At 48.4% G+C, this 20181-nt stretch carries 17 protein-coding genes; 11 read left to right on the forward strand and 6 right to left on the reverse strand.

The window, feature by feature from the left end:
• Positions 1 to 24: 24 nt before the first annotated feature.
• From J4E05_RS18760 to J4E05_RS18795, 8 genes are all read left to right on the forward strand, one after another.
• On the forward strand, positions 25 to 1089 hold the full coding sequence (locus tag J4E05_RS18760) for a C4-dicarboxylate TRAP transporter substrate-binding protein (protein ID WP_349598780.1): 1065 nt from the start codon (positions 25 to 27) through the stop codon (positions 1087 to 1089).
• 44 nt (positions 1090 to 1133) lie between these two features.
• On the forward strand, positions 1134 to 1649 hold the full coding sequence (locus J4E05_RS18765) for a TRAP transporter small permease subunit (protein WP_349598783.1): 516 nt from the start codon (positions 1134 to 1136) through the stop codon (positions 1647 to 1649).
• On the forward strand, positions 1649 to 2971 hold the full coding sequence (locus J4E05_RS18770) for a TRAP transporter large permease (protein ID WP_349598785.1): 1323 nt from the start codon (positions 1649 to 1651) through the stop codon (positions 2969 to 2971). The genes J4E05_RS18765 and J4E05_RS18770 overlap by 1 nt, the downstream gene beginning before the upstream one ends.
• A gap of 11 nt (positions 2972 to 2982) precedes the next feature.
• Entirely contained in the window at positions 2983 to 3753 is a 771-nt protein-coding gene (locus J4E05_RS18775) for a cyclase family protein (RefSeq protein WP_349598788.1), read from the forward strand.
• 11 nt (positions 3754 to 3764) lie between these two features.
• Entirely contained in the window at positions 3765 to 4709 is a 945-nt protein-coding gene (locus tag J4E05_RS18780; protein WP_349598791.1) for a fumarylacetoacetate hydrolase family protein, read from the forward strand.
• 229 nt (positions 4710 to 4938) lie between these two features.
• Positions 4939 to 5451 carry a sigma-70 family RNA polymerase sigma factor gene (locus J4E05_RS18785; RefSeq protein WP_246832911.1) on the forward strand — a complete coding sequence of 171 codons (513 nt, stop codon included), beginning with the start codon at positions 4939 to 4941 and terminating at the stop codon, positions 5449 to 5451.
• A 144-nt stretch (positions 5452 to 5595) separates the two neighbouring features.
• Positions 5596 to 6654 (forward strand): FecR family protein, encoded by a 1059-nt coding sequence (locus J4E05_RS18790; RefSeq protein ID WP_349598794.1) that lies wholly within the window; start codon positions 5596 to 5598, stop codon positions 6652 to 6654.
• A 149-nt stretch (positions 6655 to 6803) separates the two neighbouring features.
• Complete coding sequence (locus tag J4E05_RS18795; protein WP_349598797.1) at positions 6804 to 9227, forward strand: TonB-dependent siderophore receptor; 2424 nt, start codon at positions 6804 to 6806, stop codon at positions 9225 to 9227.
• 109 nt (positions 9228 to 9336) lie between these two features.
• Here J4E05_RS18795 and J4E05_RS18800 read toward each other — a convergent pair whose 3' ends face one another.
• Positions 9337 to 10266 carry an iron-siderophore ABC transporter substrate-binding protein gene (locus tag J4E05_RS18800; RefSeq protein WP_349598799.1) on the reverse strand — a complete coding sequence of 310 codons (930 nt, stop codon included), beginning with the start codon at positions 10264 to 10266 and terminating at the stop codon, positions 9337 to 9339.
• 724 nt (positions 10267 to 10990) lie between these two features.
• Complete coding sequence (locus tag J4E05_RS18805) at positions 10991 to 11944, reverse strand: LysR substrate-binding domain-containing protein (protein ID WP_349598862.1); 954 nt, start codon at positions 11942 to 11944, stop codon at positions 10991 to 10993.
• A gap of 91 nt (positions 11945 to 12035) precedes the next feature.
• Here J4E05_RS18805 and J4E05_RS18810 point away from each other — a divergent pair, with 91 nt between their 5' ends.
• Genes J4E05_RS18810 through J4E05_RS18820 form a run of 3 tightly spaced genes read left to right on the forward strand, consistent with a single transcriptional unit; the run spans position 12036 to position 14037 of the window.
• Positions 12036 to 12986 (forward strand): alpha/beta hydrolase family protein, encoded by a 951-nt coding sequence (locus tag J4E05_RS18810; RefSeq protein WP_349598801.1) that lies wholly within the window; start codon positions 12036 to 12038, stop codon positions 12984 to 12986.
• Positions 12983 to 13585: an O-methyltransferase gene (locus tag J4E05_RS18815; protein ID WP_349598803.1), complete on the forward strand. Its 603-nt coding sequence runs from the start codon at positions 12983 to 12985 to the stop codon at positions 13583 to 13585. The genes J4E05_RS18810 and J4E05_RS18815 overlap by 4 nt, the downstream gene beginning before the upstream one ends.
• Before the next feature lie 20 nt (positions 13586 to 13605).
• Entirely contained in the window at positions 13606 to 14037 is a 432-nt protein-coding gene (locus tag J4E05_RS18820) for a YybH family protein (RefSeq protein WP_349598805.1), read from the forward strand.
• Positions 14038 to 14124: 87 nt separating this feature from the next.
• Here J4E05_RS18820 and J4E05_RS18825 read toward each other — a convergent pair whose 3' ends face one another.
• From J4E05_RS18825 to J4E05_RS18840, 4 genes are all read right to left on the reverse strand, one after another.
• On the reverse strand, positions 14125 to 15108 hold the full coding sequence (locus tag J4E05_RS18825) for a hypothetical protein (protein ID WP_349598808.1): 984 nt from the start codon (positions 15106 to 15108) through the stop codon (positions 14125 to 14127).
• Between the two features lie 46 nt (positions 15109 to 15154).
• Positions 15155 to 16615, reverse strand: a complete 1461-nt coding sequence (locus J4E05_RS18830; RefSeq protein WP_349598811.1) for an MBOAT family O-acyltransferase — start codon at positions 16613 to 16615, stop codon at positions 15155 to 15157.
• Positions 16616 to 16669: 54 nt separating this feature from the next.
• On the reverse strand, positions 16670 to 18634 hold the full coding sequence (locus tag J4E05_RS18835; RefSeq protein WP_349598814.1) for a carbamoyltransferase C-terminal domain-containing protein: 1965 nt from the start codon (positions 18632 to 18634) through the stop codon (positions 16670 to 16672).
• 246 nt (positions 18635 to 18880) lie between these two features.
• The gene (locus J4E05_RS18840) at positions 18881 to 20173 is read right to left on the reverse strand and encodes a cytochrome P450 (RefSeq protein WP_349598816.1); all 1293 of its coding nucleotides are present in this window, start codon (positions 20171 to 20173) and stop codon (positions 18881 to 18883) included.
• Positions 20174 to 20181 lie beyond the last annotated feature (8 nt).

A 20181-nucleotide genomic window follows, 5' to 3' on the forward strand; every position in this document is an offset into this window, starting at 1 on the left:
CTGACGCAATGGGAGGAAAAAATAATGCAACGAACACCAATACGTGCCGCAATTGCGGCACTTGCTTTCACCTTGATGCCGACAATTTCCTACGCCGAAGAAATTAATGTCACAACGGTTGCCGGTCATCCTCCGGTTTTCCTATGGGTCAAGACTCTGTCGGAAACATTTATTCCCTCGGTCAATGCCGCCTTGGAAGGCACCGATTATACAATCAACTGGAACGAGGCCTATGGCGGCACCCTCGCCAAACCAGGGGGTGCACTTGAAACAATTGAATTTGGCCTGGCCCAGGTTGGCATTGTTTCAACTCTGTTTGAACCATCCAACCTTTCGCTACAAAACGTAACCTATGTTACCCCGTTCGGCTCAGATGACGTTGACCTTGTCTTAAAAACCGTCGACCAGATGCATGATGAAATTCCGGGAATGCGTACCCTTTGGGAAAACCATGATCTGGAATATCTTGGTGGTGCCTTTGGCCTTGAAGATTACCTTTTAATGACGAAATTTCCCGTCACGTCGTTGAAAGATATGGAAGGCAAGAAAATCAATGCTCCCGGTTCTGCCGTTACCTGGTTGGAAAATACCGGTGCAGTCGGAGTTTCGGGCAACCTGACCACCTATTATAACGATATTCAAACCGGCGTTGCCGATGGCGTCATTGTGTTTCCCACTGCCGCCTCTGCTGCCAAACTTTACGAAGTGGCCCCTTATGTCACGCGCACCCATTTCGGCGCCCAATATGCCGGTGGTATTGCCGTTAGCAAAAGCTGGTTTGAAAGCCAGCCAGAGCCTGTACAGGCTGCCTTTCGCACAGGGGTCAAGGCTTTCGCCGCGGCCTATCGGACCGGGTTGGAGGAACGCGTTAAAAACGCTTTTGCCACGATGGAAAAAGGGGGGGCGACAATTACCGAACTTCCTGCGTCCGAGCGCGAAGCATGGGCCAACGCCTTACCCCCTATTGCCCAAAACTGGGCCCATGAACAGGATGAGCTGGGCCTTCCGGGAACAGAAGTTATCAACACCTATATCCAGCACCTGAAGGATGCAGGTGTAAAACTGCCACGGGACTGGTTGGTAAAATGACATCCGTTGCCCATAACAAGGCAAACGGGGATAGGGACGGTGACTTGTCTCCGTCCCTCCTGGTTCGTTTTGCCGACAGTTTAATGATTGTTACAAATATCATGGCAACGGCATGGATCCTGTTATTGGTGGTTCTGATTCTTGCCGATGTTGTCGGTCGCAACCTGTTTCTGGCGCCGATTTCGGGGGTTCCGGAAATGGTCAAATATTCCATTGTCGGGATCGTATTTCTGCAGATTGCGCACACACACCGGTGCGGAGAAATGATCCGGTCCAACGGCATCATGCTGATGGTTGCCGAGAGCTTCCCGCGCATATCCATTCTGATGGATATGCTTGCACAGCTATGCGGCATGGCATTTAGCATAACCCTTGCCTGGGCGATTTGGCCGAGAGTTCTGCTTGTCTGGAAAAGTGGCGAGACCGAAGGAATTTCCGGTCATTTTCAGATGCCGGTCTGGCCTTTTCTGCTGATCATAGCACTAGGTGCCATGCTGTTGGCGCTGTCATTTGCGCTGGCTGCCGTCATTGCCGCTCGCCGTTTGCCGGGAGGTCGCTGATGGACCATCTTATGATCGGCTATTTATCCCTGATCGGGATCGGCATTGCGATTTATGCAGGTATTTACGTTGCGATTGCATTGGCGGGCATTTCCCTTCTTGGGATGTGGGCCCTTACCGGACAATTAAAGCTGGCGCTTAACTTTGTCGCCCTTTCTGCAAGTGACAGTATCGCCGAATATACGTTCGGTGTTGTCCCGCTATTTGTTCTTATGGGGCTTACGGTTGCGGAATCCGGGCTGGGAAGGGATACATTTGCCATTATCGCCCGTACATTGCGGCGCTGGCGTGCCGGGTTAAGCATCGCAACTGTATTGTCGAACGCAATTTTTGCCGCAATCACAGGTATTTCCATTGCTTCGGCAGCGGTCTTTGCCCGTGTTGCTGTTCCGGAAATGGTTCGTGCCGGAACAGATCGTTCACTTGCAGTTGGTCTTGTTGCAGGCTCGTCTGTCCTTGGAATGCTTATTCCCCCTTCATTATTGCTTATTCTTTTTGCAATCCTGACGGACAGCTCAGTTGGCGATCTGTTTGTCGGTGGCGTCGGACCGGGGCTACTGCTGACACTGGCCTATATTATTTACCTCAATTTGCTAGGGAAATTCCGCCCGGAAAAATTCACGCAAATTGTTTCTGACGATGATGCCTTTGCCCAGGACCAAACTGAAACAGAAACGTCGGGGTGGTTGATTTTACCGGTTCTTCTTCTCGCGGGGATCGTCCTTGCCGGAATTTACCTTGGCTTCTTTACCCCGACAGAAGCCGGTGCCATCGGTGCCTTTATGGCGCTGGGAATTGGTATTGCAATGCGCCGGATCGGGTTGCGTGCGGGATGGAAAATCGCCCAGCAAACCGGCCACGTTACGGCGGCAGTGTGTTTCCTTATTGTCGGGGCATCAATTTATGGACGCATGTTGGGATTTTCCGGCGTGCCGCAATCCATCACCCAATGGGCGATTGGAGCAGGGATCGGGCCGCTTGGATTTCTGTTTCTTTACAGTCTGTTGCTCATGTTCATGGGCACTGTACTTGATTCTTCCTCCATCATGCTGGTGACAGTGCCACTTGCATTTCCCATTACCCAGCAATTGGGCATTCAGCCGGTTCATTTTGGTCTGGTCACGGTCCTGGCTGTGGAAATTGGCCTATTAACACCACCGCTTGGTTTGTCGGTTTTTGTCGTACAGGCAACCCTGCGCGACAAGGGGATCAATCTTGGCCATGTATTTCGTGGTGCTGCACCCTTTGCCGCCATTATGGCCCTGGTGCTGGTGCTGGTCATCCTGTTCCCGTCAATAACACTTGCCCTGCTTAAATTTTGAAAGACCACGTCATGCGTATTATTGATCTTGCCCGTCCACTTGAAAACACTACCTATGCAGACCCGCCGGGCCTGGCACCACAAATTGAATATTCTCGCCACGATGAAACGGCAAAGGATCTGCTGGAGTTTTTCCCCGGCGTAAGCCAGGACCAGCTTCCGGGAGGCGAAGGCTGGGCCGTTGAAATGGCCCATATCTCCACCCACAATGGCACTCATGTCGACGCACCCTACCATTATCATTCGACAATGGATGGCGGCGCACGGGCAATCACAATCGATGAAGTGCCACTTGAATGGTTCATGGGGGCGGGCGTCAAACTTGATTTTCGGACCAAGCCGGATGGCCATGTTGTGACAGCCAACGAGATTAAAGAAGAACTCAGGCGGATTGGTCATACGTTATCCCCCGGAGATATTGTTTTGGTAAATACCGCGGCCGCTGCTGCCTGGGGGACGCCGCAATATGTTCCTTCGGGGTGCGGTATGGGCCGGGAAGCCACCCTTTATCTTACGGAACAGGGTGTTCGTATTTGCGGAACCGACGCCTGGAGCTGGGACGCCCCGTTTGTTCATACTGCACAGCGTGTTGCAAAAACCGGCAATGCCGACCTGATTTGGGAAGGGCACCGCGCTGGCATGGAACGCGCCTATTGTCAGATCGAGAAGTTGGCCAATCTTGAAACCCTGCCTGACACCGGGTTCGAGGTAATCAGTTTTCCCGTAAAAATTACCGGGGCAAGTGCCGGTTGGTGTCGCCCCGTTGCAATTATTCGAGATTAAAGGAGAAAGTTATGAAACTGGCAACATTTGATGCCGGAAATGGCGCCCGGCTTGGATTGGTAACGAATGACAAACTGCTGGATCTGACTGCGTCAGGTGCGCCTGAATTGATGTCGATGCTTGCATTGATTGATGCCGGAGAAGCTGGTCTGGATCGTGCACAACACGCCGCAAAGACAGCACCACAGTATACTGTTTCCGACGTTAGACTGCTTGCGCCATTGCCAGAGCCCCGCCAAATTCGCGATGCTTCCAGCTTTCCGCGCCACATTGCCAATGCACCTAACGGAATGCACCGCCTTGGTGCTGTATTGGCAGGCGAACCTGATCCCGGCTTTGCAGAAGGCGAAGTTACAGAGGTCTATCGCCGGCACCCGATCTTTTATATTACCAACCGATTTTCTGTTCTTGGCCATGATGCCGATGTGATCTGGCCCGGTTATAGCGACTATATGGATTACGAACTTGAAGTTGCCGCAGTGATTGGCAAACGGGGACGTAACATTGATCGCGCGGAGGCCCTTAACCACGTATTTGGCTATACAATATTCAACGATTTCTCAGCCCGGGACACACAATTACGCGAAATGGCCGGGTGGCTCGGCCCGGCAAAGGGCAAAAGTTTTGATGGCGGGAATGTGTTTGGTCCGGTGATCGTCACACGTGATGAAATTCCCGATCCGCATAATCTGCGCACCGTCGCGCGTATCAACGGCAAAGTTGTGACCGATACATCAACGGCACCCATCTTGCACGGTTTTGATGAAATGATCGCGTTTATTTCACAGGACGAAACACTACATCCTGGCGAGATCATTGGTTCAGGGACGGTTAATGACGGCTGTGGCCTGGAGCGTTTCGAATTTCTTGAAGATGGCGATGTCGTCGAACTCGAAGTCGAAGGAATAGGTATCCTCAGAAACCGGGTTCAAAGGTCATCCAGGAACAAAACATAACCATAACTCTATGCCCGATCCGGTTTGTCGCAAAACCTTAAATCTATGTTGGCATAAACCGGATCGGGCATTTTTTCGATTTTACAAAACCTTACTGCATCCATATTGAAAAGCTGCCCGTAAACAGCAATAAGGATATTGATAATCAATATCATTTGCGATAAGCCTCCTGTCAGAAGGAAAAGTCCCGGGGACTGGCCCCGTTACCTTCGTGCAGGGCAGGCGCAGTTTGACTGGTAAATCAACATCCTTGATGCTTTTTATGCGCCAGCGCCCGGCGTTGATCAATTATGCCCGCACAATTATTGGCAACGCGATACATGCCGAAGACCTGGTGCAGGAAGCATGGCTTCGTTTTGACGAGGCATCAAACAACCGCCTGCTAGAGGATGCGACCGGATATCTTTACAGGATTGTTCGTAATTTGGCGCTTGATAGCAAACGCAGCCATGCCCGCGAATGTCGTATGACCAAAGCAGGCGATTATGACGATGCTATTCGATATTTACCCGCCGATGCCCCCGATCCGGAAACCATCGCCCTTTATAATGATGAATTTACCCGTATGAAAGCGGCATTGGCCGAACTTCCCGAACGCACACGCATCGCCTGTGAAATGCATCGTTTTGGCGGCGCCAAACTGCGCGAAATTGCGACATATCTTAATATCTCGGTGCCATTGGCGCACAAACTGATCGCCGAAGGGGTTGCACATTGCAGGGAACGGCTGGAATGGCCGTAAAACAGGCGCCCCGGTTAAAAAATTTTCGCCGTAACCCGAAACAATATTGTAGAAAAACATCAACGCCAAACGTCTATAAAGTGTGGGGCATTTTAAATCATCAAAGTAATGCAGCCTGGCTATCGGTGGAATTAGGGTAAAGAGATGACAGGCAAAGATGATGCAGTTATCCAGGATCATGTGCAAAAACGGATCTTGAAAGAAGCGACCGACTGGCTGATTTTGTTGCAGGAAGACCCGCAAGATCACGCGCTGCATGCCCAATTTGATGAATGGCTAAACCAAAACCCGCTTCATGGTCAGGCTTGGCAATCCATTCAAAAAACGGCAGGGTTAATGGCCTGCATCCCGCCGCAACCAGATAGTGACTGGCAAAAATATCTGGACCAATCGCGCGCATCTCGCACGGAGAACGCACCAGAACAACAAAATGCAATCGTCGATGCAAGCAGCCGTTTTACCCGGAAAAAAGAATCCCGCTTGCGCAAATACGTGCTTGTCGGTGCGGCAATCGCGGCAACCCTGGTTACCGCTGTTATGGCACCCGACCTTATAACCCGAATACAGGCAGATTACAGAACCGGCAGCGGTGAAATTGAAACTGTTTCGCTGGCAGATGGCAGCCAGGTTGTACTGGCACCTGAAACAGCCATTCGCGTGAAATTTGAGGCCGGGAAACGGCATGTAACACTGTTAAATGGTGAAGCATTTTTTGAAGTAACCCACAACCCTGACCGCCCGTTTCAGGTTCGATCCGATGCGGTAAATGTGACCGTGCTTGGCACCGGTTTTGATGTCAGCGATAATATTGGCAGTACCACCGTTTCCGTTGCTCATGGCTTGGTGCAGGTTGATAATATGCGTGCGCAACCAGCCATATCGGAATTACTAAAATCAGGCCAAAGTGCGCGGGTTGGCTGGGCAGGGGGCGTAAAGCGCCACGATGTCAGCAAGGGAGATATTGCACCCTGGCGTCGTAATCAGCTTATCGCGCAGGATCAGCCACTGGGTGAAGTCGTTGATCAGTTAAGACGTTATTATAGCGGCAAAATAGTTGTCACCAGTAATGAGCTTTCGATGCATCCTGTAACCGGGGTTTATAACCTGCACAACCCGGTCGCGGCCCTTCGGGGTATCGCACGGGCGCAAAATGCGATTGTACGCGAAATTACTCCGTGGTTATTGGTCGTTTCGCCGTCCTGAAACTCCCTGAATTCGTAAATTTTGAAAATCTGAAACTTTTTTTGAAAAAAGCCGGGTGGGTTCCGTTTTGTATTTTATACAGCAATGCGACGCATTTTCATTCGCAGTCGCGTTGCCATTTGACAAAAGACCACAAACGGAGACCGGAAATGAATATTGGGGGAGCCGTCATGACCTATCGTCGTGGCTGCGTGGCAATGATCGCCAGTACACTTTTAATGACGACTGCTTTGGTACCGGTAATGGGCATTGGCCCGGCATTGGCCCAGGTACCGGTCGGGCCACAAAAAACGAACCTTTCAGCCACACATGTATTTGCTATCAAAGCCCAGCCAATGACCAGTGCACTGACACAGTTCGGGGTACAGTCCGGTGTGCAGGTAACGGTAGACGGGGCGCTGGCACGCAATATTAATGCCCGGGCCGCCGCTGGCACCATGACAGCAGAACAAGCCCTTGAAACATTGCTTTCGGGAAGTGGGTTAAGTTACGACATCACCAGTGATGGTACGGTTGTGGTGGTTGCGGTATCAGGGGCCACCAATGGCGACGGCATGGTACTGGATCCGGTACGGATTGTTGCCAATAGCGACCAGGATACCGGCCCCAAAAATGCAATTACCGATAGTTTCGTGGCCCCGCGCAGCCTGACAGGTTCCAAGACCGACACGCCGGTTCTCGACGATCCGGCAGCCGTTTCTGTGATTACGCAAAAAGAAATGGAAACGCGTAACGTACAGGATGTGCAGCAAGTCGTGGCTTATAGCGCGGGCGTGCAATCGGGTGAATACGGATCGGATGTGCGTTATGATTATGTGCGTCTTCGCGGGTTTTATTCTTCGTTATCAACCTATCGCGACGGATTATCATCACGCACCTATAACTTCACGACAGCCCGCCAGGAACCCTATGGACTTCAGCAGGTTGATGTCCTGAAAGGGTCAACATCCAGCCTGTTTGGAATGAACGGGCCGGGGGGACTGGTGAATTTGGTAACCAAACACCCGCAAGATGAAGCCGGGGGTGAAGTTTTTACCACATTTGGTAAAAATCATTTACGGACAGGTGGAGACATAACCGGACCAGTTGCGGAAGATAGCAAATGGACCTATCGCCTGACGGGGATGTGGCAGAATGCGGAGCGCAACCAGGACTATTCGCAAGATGATCGCATCTATATTGCGCCTGCCTTTACCTATAAGCCAAAAGCAGGCACGGAATTAACCATTCTGACCAGTTACAACAAGCGCAAAAGCAATTTGGGTTACGGCTTTCCGGTCGGGATCGAAACCAGCCGGGACGCTTTTTTCGGAGAACCGGATTTTAATAATTTCGATACCGAAGAAACCAATCTTGGCTATGAATTTTCCCACCAGATTACCGACAAACTGCAATTTCGGCAAAATGCGCGCTATACTCATGTCGATCTGGATTACGAAACGGTTTATCTGAACGATACGGCCCCACTTGGCAACCGGAACGCTTTTGCGATTTATGGCAAGCTGGACCGTTTTGCCATCGACAACCAGATGCAGTATGACACCGCGATCAACCAGGATCTTGGCAGTAAGACGCTGATAGGATTTGATTTCAATCGTGATGTAAACCGTGAAAAACGATATGACGGGACGGCATCACCGATTGATCCCTATAATCCGGCCTATTGTGGCCTGTCCTGCATCAACATCAACTTTACCTCGGATACGGAAATTACCCAGGCAGCCTATGGGGTTTATGCACAGGAACAGCTAACGATTGCAAAAAACTGGATCGCAACCGTGGGTGGACGTTTCGACTATGTTCAAAGCGATGTCGATACACTTAGCAGCGGGACAACCGAAGAAAGAGACGACCACAAATTCACGTCGCGCCTTGGCCTGACCTATAAGGCAACAGACGAGGTTTCGGTTTACGGTAACTATTCTGAATCGTTCGAACCGGTTTACAGCAGTACCTCGTCGCTTCCAGGTGGAGCCAAACCGCAGTTGGGTACGCAATACGAAATTGGCATGAAATATCAACCCGCCGAAATGGACGCATTATTTACTGTGGCGCTGTTTGACTTAACACAGGAAAACGTTTCGCAGTGGAATGAAGATTATTCCAAACATACCCAGATTGGCGAAATCAACTCGCGCGGGATGGAAGTTGAAGGCAAAATATCGCTTGATGCCCGCACCAATCTGACTCTGGCCTATACATATCTTGATGCCGAAATCAAAGACGATGTCGTTACCAGCAACATTGGTAACCGCCCGGAAATGGTGCCGGAACATGCTGCAGCCGCCTGGATTGATTACACAATTCCCGAAAATGGCGCGCGCGGAGACTTAACTTTTGGCACCGGGCTCCGCTTTGTCGGGTCGCGTTACAATAACAATGCCAATGGCGAACTATTGGGATCGCATGCCGTGGTCGATGCACTGGTGAACTACAAGGTAACCGATAACGTCAATCTCGCGGTGAATGCAACCAACTTACTGGACCGGGAATATGTATCGTCGAACACATTTGGCAGCCGGTTTTATGGTGAAGGCAGAACGGTGCTGGCAACGTTGAAATACAGCTGGTAGGTCCGTCTATCCAACACATCCCCATTCAACAACAGGAAAGCCCGTCACACAAATGACGGGCTTTCCTGTTTGTATAGGCAGGTTGGGGCGGGGGCCAAATGCCGTGTATTCAGGGTTTGGAATTACGAACAATGGCATCCGCAAATTGTTCAGCAAAACGCGCACCAGATAAAACACTACCGAAGGTCCAGCTTGATGGAATGGCATAAACCTGGTTATGGCGTACAAAGGGCAACGTTTTCCATAAAGGGGACTGAAAAAGTTTGGCTTTGATAGTCGGCGCAACCGGTTCGATATAAGCAAGCTCGATATCCCCCATACTGGCAAGGTCGGCCACAGTTCCATTATGAAAGGACCAGCTATTCACACTTCCTTGCCAGGCATTGTCAAATCCCATGCGGGCCAGTACCGACCCGAACAAGGATGTCTTGCCATGAATGCGAAAATTTGTTTCATCAATAATACGAACAATGGCAAATTTCCTGTCTGTGCTGCTCACCGCACGAATGCGCTCGGCGGCGGCGGCGATACGGGCATTAACCTGCTTGATCACATCTTCGGCTTTGGCTGATTTGCCGGTTAATTTACCCAGATTGCGCAACAAAGTCTCTGCCCGGTCCATTGCCGCGTCATTTGAATTGTATATCGAGTACACCAGCGTTGGCGCTACGGTTGAAAACTTGTCATATGCCATCACTGAATCGGAACTGATCAGAATTGCATCAGGATTGCTTTGACGCAGGGCTTCAAAATTCGGCTCCATACGTGTTCCAAGGTCAATAAACTTTTCAGGCAATGGGGGGGCAACCACCCATTCGCGATATGCATCCACCTCGGGAATAGCGACAGGATCAACACCCAACGCCAGCAAACTTTCCGTTAGGGCCCAATTTGAAACGGCGAAGCGGGTTGGTGGTTTATCAAACTCTGCCTGGCCAAGTTCGTGGGTAACAGTATTGGCAGTTGCGGGCAGGGCCGCAAACGGCGCAAATGTAACAATACATCCCAGCGCCACCCGGCTAAACCAATGTTTTTTCATAATGTTATTCCTATACGACACCTTAATGTCGCGTAATTTGGCAATCAATGCCTGGAGATGACGTTTCCCAGCCTGAACGATATGCCGTGTTAATGCTCGCTGCCAAAGCACCCGCCACATGAGAATGCCTATCAATTACCAGCGCACAATGCAACCGCGTAGCAATTGCATTGTGCGCTTTTAACACCCGGTCAACCCGAGATATGATAGGCATTTGTTTCTGAGCTACCCGCTTTGCCCATAAGCCGTGGAAATGCAATGTTTCAGAATGCCGTATTATTTGTCATAAGATATATTATAGATCATTATGTGATCTGCGGCACGGCAAGAACAACCTACTTCTCAACATCATCAAACCACGGATTTGGTACAATTTAACGCGGTTACACACACCGAATGTGCAATCTGATCGTACAGAACATAATGGCATGGCAGGAATGTCAAAGGCCCGGCTCGCCTGCAACAGATTTCTGCGCCGGTAGGTCATCAATAGTAAAGGTATAACTTTTCAAGCATACGTAGATTGTGCCGTTCTTCATCCAGTACGTGTCGTCCCGCTAACCGGTAGTACATCACCCAAGCGCCCCACCCAGCCGAAAGCAAGATAAAGAAAGACGCAGCAAAACAGGTTCGCAGCTTTCTTGTATTAAACATGGACCGGATAAACTGTGAAGCAGTAGCCAAGTGCCATTTTATCATGCCACCTTCTGCTTAAAATTACAGACTAGAGTTTATCCTCAGATACAGGGCCAATGGCTGATTTTAACCGGTCCCTCACCCAGGCCATACCGGCATCCATTTCGGCTCGATCGTGCCAGATCATACAGTAGGTGATTGGATCCGCTTCTGGAAAGTCTACAACGGCCAAATCATTCGCGGTGGCCATCAGGTGGGCCATACGGCGGGGCACACACAGGACAAAATCGGACCCGATTACCGACAAGGGAGCCGACAGGAAATGTGGTGTCCGCAGATCACCCGGGCCGAATTGACGGCCATATTCCGCCAGCGGATCGTCCACTCCCATTTTACTGCCGTCCGGATATAACAAGACCACGCGAGGAAGCGTTGCGAGTTCCGAGGGCGCGATATGGCCGGAATGATCTCTTGAATCGAGGATGGGGTGGTCACTGCGCAGCAGAAGCGCAAAACTCTCGTCGAACAGCGGCGCGTAGTGAAAGCCTTGAGGAAGGATCTCGTCGGTATATAAAGCAAAATCTGTCCGCCCCTCCTCAAGATCGCCCAGCGTCTCAACGCTCCAGGCGCACAACTCAAGTGATATGCCAGGCGCTTCAGCACGCAAAGCGCGCACCAGTGCCGGAACGACAACTGCGGCACCATAATCGGTCGTGGCGATACGGAACGTCCGTGCCGACTTTCCCGGGTCGAACCCAGGTTGCGCAAACACCCTGTTCGTCGCCGCAATCGCCTCGTGCAGTCGAGGGAGTAGCTCTATTGCCCGAGTGGTCGGAACATAACCGCCAGTGCTCGCACGAACGAGCAAGGGATCACTCCCAAGCGCATGCCTTAGCTGCGCGAGCAACCGGCTAGCGGCCGGCTGACTTAAGCCAAAGGCCTCCCCAGCCTGCGTGACGCTGCGACGCATCAGAACTTCCGCAAGAAAGCGCAGAGCGCGAATATCGATATGGCCAAAACCAGGCTCATTCGTTTTTTGCATGATAACCAACCATACTTCGTCATTCCTCGAATGAAAAGCCACTCGTATCTTGAATTTCGAAAAACGTTCTTTCGAAAGATGGAGTTACCCCATGGCCGATGCCCCAAGCCACCCACAATCCCTTTCCAACGATAAGATCGCAGAACGTCTTAAAGCTATCGCGCAGGGATGGAGCCATCCGCTCCGTTCTCCTATCCTGCGTACGCCAGCAGACGAGGGCCTCGATTACGAAGACATCACCTTTCCATCACAGGACGGTGTAGGATTGGAAGCATGGTTTATCCCCTGCTCCGGCTCAAATCGTCTCGTCATCGCCAATCATCCCATGATGTTCAATCGCTATGGATGCCCAACACATTTAGAGCCATGGCGGTCTTTCGGTGCGGCTACCGGCAACACATTCGAGGTTGATTACGTCGCCGACTACCGCCTCCTGCACGAGGCAGGGTACAATGTCCTCACTTATGACGAGCGCAATTTTGGCCTGAGCGGATCCGGCAATGGCGGCCTGAATAGCGGCGGTCGCTACGAGGCACGGGACGTGATCGGCTCCCTGCTCTATGCCCGAGGCCGACAGGACCTCAAAGATATGGCTATCGGCCTGTTCTCAAGATGCAACGGCGCGAACGCCACCCTCTATGCCATTCACACGCAACCGGATTACTTCCGGGAGGTCCGCTGCTTGCTGCTTTGCCAACCCTTGTCTATCCGCTCGGTGATGACCCGCGAATTGGCGGCTATGGGACTGGAGGATCGTGTGGATCAGCTTGACCGCGAAATCCGGCTCGCAGCAAGCCTCACCTTCGACCAGATGTCACCCAACTCGTGGGCACGCAGTGTGAACACACCGACCTTTTTATATCAGGTGCACGACGATGTTCTGACCACTCCGGCTGATGTTCAGGCAACGTTCGATGCCATTCCGATCTCGCAAAAAAAGCTGCACTGGATCGAAGGCACGTCTCTGCGATGGGACGGATATCTGGAGTTCCAACGCCGCCCCGAGCCGATGCTCGCCTGGCTGAACGAGTACATGGCATGATCACGCTTACAACAAACGCAAACGAGCTTGCCCGCTTCGACGCGTTGCAGGCCGCCACACGCAGCCATCGGCGCCAGCACGGATGCCACGCCTACACATTCGAGGATGGTCCCGGCCTGTTGGCGATCGCGCGAACTGACCCCGCCATTCGGATACTCGAGCTGGGAACGGCAATCGGTTACACAGCATGTGTTCTGGCGACTGCGACCGAACACACCCGTGTCGACACCATCGAAGGCGATGCTGCGCATGTTGCGCTGGCCCGCGAATACATCCGTAATCTTGGCCTCGACGAACGCGTGAAGGTTCATTCGGGAGACTTCTTCAAGGTTATGGCCGAACTGGACGGGGTTTATGACCTGGCATTTTTCGATGGGCTCGGACCTACGCTTCGTCTCATCGAAAGGCTTGGAAACCTTTTGCGGCCAAAGGGCATTTTGGTCTGCGGTAACCTCGCCCACGCTGATCGCACCGAACATCGGGCGATCACCGCCGAGTTCGAGCAGTCGGGTCGCTGGCAGTACATTGGCAGCATTGAAGGGGGTGGAACGCTCGCGTTTCGCAAGATCAAACCCGCGACATTATTTCAAACCGCATAAATCAAGGAAAGGAAATAAGCATGAAAAATGACGAAGAACAGATCCATGCACTCAGAGCCGAATGGCTTGAAGCAGCCCAATCGCGTGATCTTGATCGCATCATGGCAACCTACTATCCGGGGCCTGATTACCTCGCCTACGACGTGATGCCGCCCTTTATTTTCGAAGGTTGGGAGACGTTCCGTGCGCACTGGAAAAGATTTTTCGAAATGTTTGATGCTGACCCGATTTTCGAACGGGGTGTAACAAAAATTCATTGCTCCGGCGACGTGGCCTTCTCCACAGGGCTCACTCGTTTCGCCGGTTCGATCGCAGGAAAAGGGTTCGACATGTGGTCGCGCGAAACGCTCGGCTATCGGAAGTTTGAAGGAAGTTGGCGGATCATCCATGACCATGTCTCGGTTCCGATTGATCTCGATACCCATCTTGGCGTGACCGACTTCAAGCCATAGAACATTTCGCTTAGCTAAAGCGGTTTTCAGATAATGCCGCAGGGCCAGCCCCTGCGGCATTCAAGCGCTAAGAAAAAAATAAACCAATTATTTTGCAAAATTCTTTTCTCTGTTACCAAGTCGCTGAGATAACAATTGAGAAAAAACATGTGCTCCCAGAACATTAAGATGCACAGGGTCCTCAAAAAGACGGTAAGCCTTATGAAAACCTGGATCATTATCAAAACGAAAAACTTCCACCCCCATCTCTGAGCATTTCCGAATAGCACCATTCCAATATACTAAAGCATCTGGCAAAAATGGAGCTCTTTGTTCGTAATGAATATCGGCAATAGGCGTTGTATAAATTACGAGTTTAATGTTTACAGATGTCACCGCCTGGCAAATTCGAATTAACGCTGCCTCAGCCCTTTCGGGTAAATCATGATCATAATAGAGATTTTCTTCCAAACTCGACAACAAAACAGTAAGGCTATTGTTACTGGCCCTCAATCGTTCTTGACTATCTGCAACAGATGGAGGCGCCGGGGGCGCCGGGCTATTATATTTACGATTCCATCCAACAACGGAAACATCTTTTTTTTTGTTACTTATAGTCTCAAATACACCCCGCCACCGATCCTTCCGAGCTAAAGGAAGTAATCGACCCAAGATCAAGTTTGACCAATCATCTTCTATAGGATGCCACCCTCTATAAGGTGCCAAGATGCGATAATAACTTCGACGTATAAGATAAAAAATATCTGAATTATCCATCATCATACTGAGAGGCCCAGAAGCAAGAAAAACTGTCTTCAAATTATGAGATTTTTTTAATATTATCTTCAAAAGGGCTTCATTTTCGAATATATCTCGACCATCATATGCTAAATTTAATCCGTTAACGCCAATATCATTGAAAAGCAATGCCTTTCCAACTGATCCTCCTATATTGACAGCATCAATATTTTCTTTTTCCAGAACAGAAAAACCTGATTTTAAGAATTTTGCTTCCAAATAATCTTCTGAAGCCACATTTAAACTCAAAAAATTCAACCCAAAAATAACACCAATCGAAATAATAATCGACACGAAATAACGCCAAAGCGGGTATTTATTTTTGAAAACATTCATATCTTTAAAACTTAAAATAAAGGAATCCAGGTTGACTTAAATCAGAAAAAATGACAACAAAAACTCCAAATAATGTCGCTAGCAACCAACGCACCTCGAGAAACATCGAGGCGGAAATTCTCTCCGTAACTCTCCTGGCACTTAGCCACTGCCACGTCTCAAGAGCGATAATGGATATTATCAACAACACTAGAGTTTGCGAGTTTGTCTCAAAATTTATGGAAACAAATTCCAGTTCATTATCTTGTAAATTAATAATATGCACTATAACCTGCTTTAAGATCGAAATATCGTTCCAAGTTAAAGGCAGACCAATAAGAAAAAAAACTACAATCCAAACATATAGACGCCCCATCCACGACCATAAAAATCTATGAATACTATTACGCGGCTTAAAATCGTGCCGAACGCGCCAACGCAGCCATTTTCCTTCCGGTATTGCAAGTAGCCCAACGGAACAACCAGCAACTATCCAACCCAAAGAAGGACCATGCCATAAGCCTATAACAAGGCCCGTAATCATTAAGGCCAAAGGTCTACTTGCCGCAACCGACCCTCCTTTTACAAGTGGGCGCAGTAGGTAGTCACGGAACCAGGCAGTGACGGTGATATGCCAGCAATACCAAAATCGCATAGTTGAACTAGCAGCAAACGGACGATCAAAATTACGATTGAGCTGAATTCCAAGCAACATAGCAGACCCCAATGCTATGTCCGCATACCCTGACAAATCACAATAATATTGGTACACTGTAGCTGCTGGCGTCAGCAGTACTTCTAGTGGGCTATAATGCAGGGGATCTGCAATAATTGGCGCTAAATAACGCCCAATCCGATTTGCAATTACTAGTTTTTTAGCTAGCCCCATAACAATCATGAAGTATGCCGGTGTAATCCACCTCACGTCAAATGATCTGTTAGCACGTATTTCACTTAACAAATGCGCGGCGCGCTCGATAGGTCCAGCCAACAATTGAGGAAAGAACGCAACATATAATGCAAAGTATCCCAAATGCCTTTCCGCTTTTATACGTTTACGATAAACATCAATAGTATAACTGATTGTCTGAAAAGTATAAAAAGAGATCCCAAGCGGAAGAATTATATCAAATTCCGGTAAACTTGATGGATCTACACGAAACAAAAAAGAAAGAACACCTGATATTGCGACCCAAATAGAATCAACATACTTGAATATGAACAAGAGACCTAAATTAACAAAAAGACTGACACCAAGAACAAACTTTCTTATAATTTTATCTTCTATTGTGTCCAAGCATAAACCAGCAATATAGTCTGTTAAGGTCGACGCAACGAGTAACACAATAAAATCAACACGCCAAGATGCGTAAAAAAAATAACTCGCCGCCAACAATAAGGCCCAACGAAACCGAAACGGCAATAAAAAATGCAATATTACAACAGATGGTAAAAAAACAAGATATTGGAGGCTGTGGAATTCCATGTACGAGCAATCTTGAAAATTTAAAATATTATTAAGTGTTTAATCAATCAAAAACTAATCAACAACAAGTCCACCGTCACGCATTCCACTCGGTGCCATCATGGTATCCAAGTCATCTCCACGACGGCTTCTACTAACACGAACAAGGCGCCGAAAATGTTCGACGTCTTTCATTTCAGTTAAATCAAATTTAAAAAAACGCGGATTAGAGAAATAAAATGTTAACTCTTTTTGAGAAATTCGGTGCGGATTGTATTTTTCCATCCAATCCTCCGTCATAGGTGGAGGTGTAAAATACTTTCTAGCTAACCGAACGTGCACGCGACGAAACACATTTTTTGCTTCGAGCTTGGCAAGTTGGATACGCTTCCCATTCAAGTAAACAACTTCAACACCTTTTTCCAATGCAAATTCAATAGCTCGTAGAGGATCATCAATAATCGGCTCATTCTTATCGTTTAAGGAAGTATTACATAATATCGGCACACCAGTTTTATTGGAGAACTCTCTGATAATGCTAGAAAGCAACAAATCATCAAAAACTTCTAATGTTTGCACACGTGCTGAACCATCGAGATGAGAAACAGCGGATATCCGATCTGCAAATTCTTTATGAATCGCTACGGCCTGAAGCATAAAGGGAGACCCCCCGATTAATTCAAACCAGTCCTTTGCGCTTTCGGCCAATACAATTGGCGCAACCGGACGCCACCATTCTCGTTGTTTAATTAAGTTAAGGCGCTCTTTATGAACCCTATTCCTTGGATCAGCAAGCAAACTACGATGCCCTAATGCCCTTGGTCCTATTTCAGCCGCACCATCGAACCATATGATCGGGCCACATATAATGTCATCTACTACTTGACTGATCACTAAATCTTCAACTTTTAATACCCAGTCTGCAAACATTGAGCTTTTTATTCTTTGTTCCGAAATCTCATGTTTCCTACCATGAAAAGCGGTTTCAATTTTAAATCGAAAAAAATCAGAACTTTTTGCCACATGATAGAGCCCCATACCCAGCGCTATACCTGAGTCATTCACCACTGGGGGCGCAACAAGTCCTTTAAACCCAAATTTTTTTAGTAATTTAGCATTTATCGGGCAATTTAGAGCAAAACCTCCAACCATCGATAAATACATGTTATCAGCTGCAATATTAAACTTCTTCAGCGCTAGCTCAACTTCGTTGGCAACCATATTAAAAGACGTTTCTTGTATAACTTTAACCAACAATGCAATTTTGTTTTCAGCCAAACTGAACTTTCCTTGCGGACAGTAAAATTTTTCAGGATCATATTCAGCAGCTTGTTCAATTATACTCATAATTTCGTCGATCCAGTCTGACGCCGCAAAGCGGTCTTCAACTGATCGAATAGCCGGAGCCGGTGGAAATGGTAGATCGATTCTGACTAAACTTGCCCCTCCCAATGCCATTAAGGAACCTTCCGCGAGCCCGCTTTTTTCACGCATAATGGCCCAAAAAAGAGCGGGAGATTGCACAGAAAATAATGTGACCGACCCTTGGCAAGCAAGCGCACCAACATAATGTGGTTTCGCCCACGAATCATAGTCTATGACGTGATCAGGGCCCGCATCCATAGATAAACAAAGGATATTTTGTTCATAGAAAACATCAGAGTCCGTTAGGAGCCCGCTATAAATGTGACAAAGGCTATGATAAGCAACAGGTAAATCAAGATTGTAGTCTGTATTGTTTATTTGGGTTGGCGCAGAAAGTCCCGGTGTTCCAATAATTTCATTTAGATCGTTCAATGTTAAGTTCTCGGAGAGCAGCGCCTCTGCTATAAATTCATAGGCTGAGTTTTCATCCGGAAAAGACAATGCGTGCCCCTTAATTCCGGTTAACCGTTCAAACTCCCAATATCGACAAAGCACAAGACTTTCTCCAGAGCGACACCACAGAGCCATTGCTTGATCGTGCCGCCGAGGAATGGAGTACATCGCTGCAATAGAGCAAATATGGGCGTAAATTGAAAGAAAATACCCGTCTTTCATAAGATGCTCTTTCTTCTATGAAATTCGATTAATAATATTAATAATTATTGCAAAATAATAAAATACAGAAATTTAATTTATACTAAAAAACACACCCCATCATTATTATTGCTATTTAATGAAAAATATCACACCTCACACCGATCTCTTGATTTATATATATTTCTTATAGAATATAATTCTATTTTTACTCTGTCTCGGCAAACATTTAAATGATTTTGAAAATATTCCCGGCCGCAAATGACCCTAATAGCGGCGCATGAAGTTCAACAAGATAGGCCGGTCAGGGCGCAAGGTATATCGTGCAAGAGGCTTGGCAACATCACCCTTCAAAGTAAATTTCATATCACGCAACGTGTTTGCCAAGACAAGCATGGCCTCAGTCCACGCCAAATGTCCACCAAGGCAACTGTGCGCACCTGCAGAAAAAGGCATAAATGCTGAGGGGTGGTAAATTCTTTTGTTAACTGGGTCAAAACGCCCAGGATCAAAATCATCAGGATTATCCCACCAACTACGATGCCGATGCATACCATAAAAACAGATCGCAACTTGGGTTCCAGCACTAACTGATAGATCACCCAAGAAAAGATCGATTGCAGCTTCCCTGTTGACGACAATAGCGGCCGGATACAACCGCATTGTTTCATCTAAGACACGGCCCAACTGATGCATCTGACGCAACGATTGTAAAGTAATAGGCCCAAAGCCTGCTTTGTTGCGAACTTCAGTTGCAATACTTTCTTGAAGTTCAGGATGCAGGGCTAACATCAGCATTGCCCAAGAAATAGTTAATGCGGTGCTTTCATGTCCTGCCGTTATCAGAAATCGAACATTATCGACTTTTTCTTGTTCTGTTAGTTGCAATCCCTCCGGCGGCACACGGCTGAAAGGTGTCCCGGGTGCTAAAGGGTAATCGGGTAAAAACTGTAAGCTTGTTTTAGTTGCGTATTCAATCGCCTCCGATGTTGCACGGAGTCGATTGGTGGCACCAGCGTTAAACAAGGATTCGGCCAAGGAGAACACAATGTTTGGGGGAGTCAATTTACCTGCCTCACCAAACATGATCTGCCAAATTACTCCGAATGTAGCGTGAACCGATCCTCGGATAACATCAACAGAGATATCAGTATCAGCAGCTTGGAACCAAGGATCAATAGCCTGCTTTATGGTTTGTTGAACAAAGGAAAAATATCCGGGGAGCATTTGTGCCTTAAAAAGAGGCGCCAAACTTCGGCGATGCACTTGGCTACGATTTCCCGTATCCGTAATTACGTTTTCACGCCCCGTACCATTACCTGCAAACCGTTGCTGCAGACGCGAGCGGGGCAATCTACTTGACGGTTCCATTATAGCCGCTTGGACTAAATCTGGCCCAGTCAAAAATAATAACGGACCGGTTGTTGTTTCCAATTTGACATACGGCTGCTCAAGAATTTCACTTGGCCAAAAAGATTCTGCATCCAACATAGAACGCAAAGCTGACACACGGCGAATTTCGGACTGCTGTTTAAGCTTTAGCGCTGGTACAATGGACATCTTGCCAT

The organism is Thalassospira sp. NFXS8, from assembly GCF_040148805.1.
Classification (GTDB): Bacteria; Pseudomonadota; Alphaproteobacteria; order Rhodospirillales; family Thalassospiraceae; genus Thalassospira.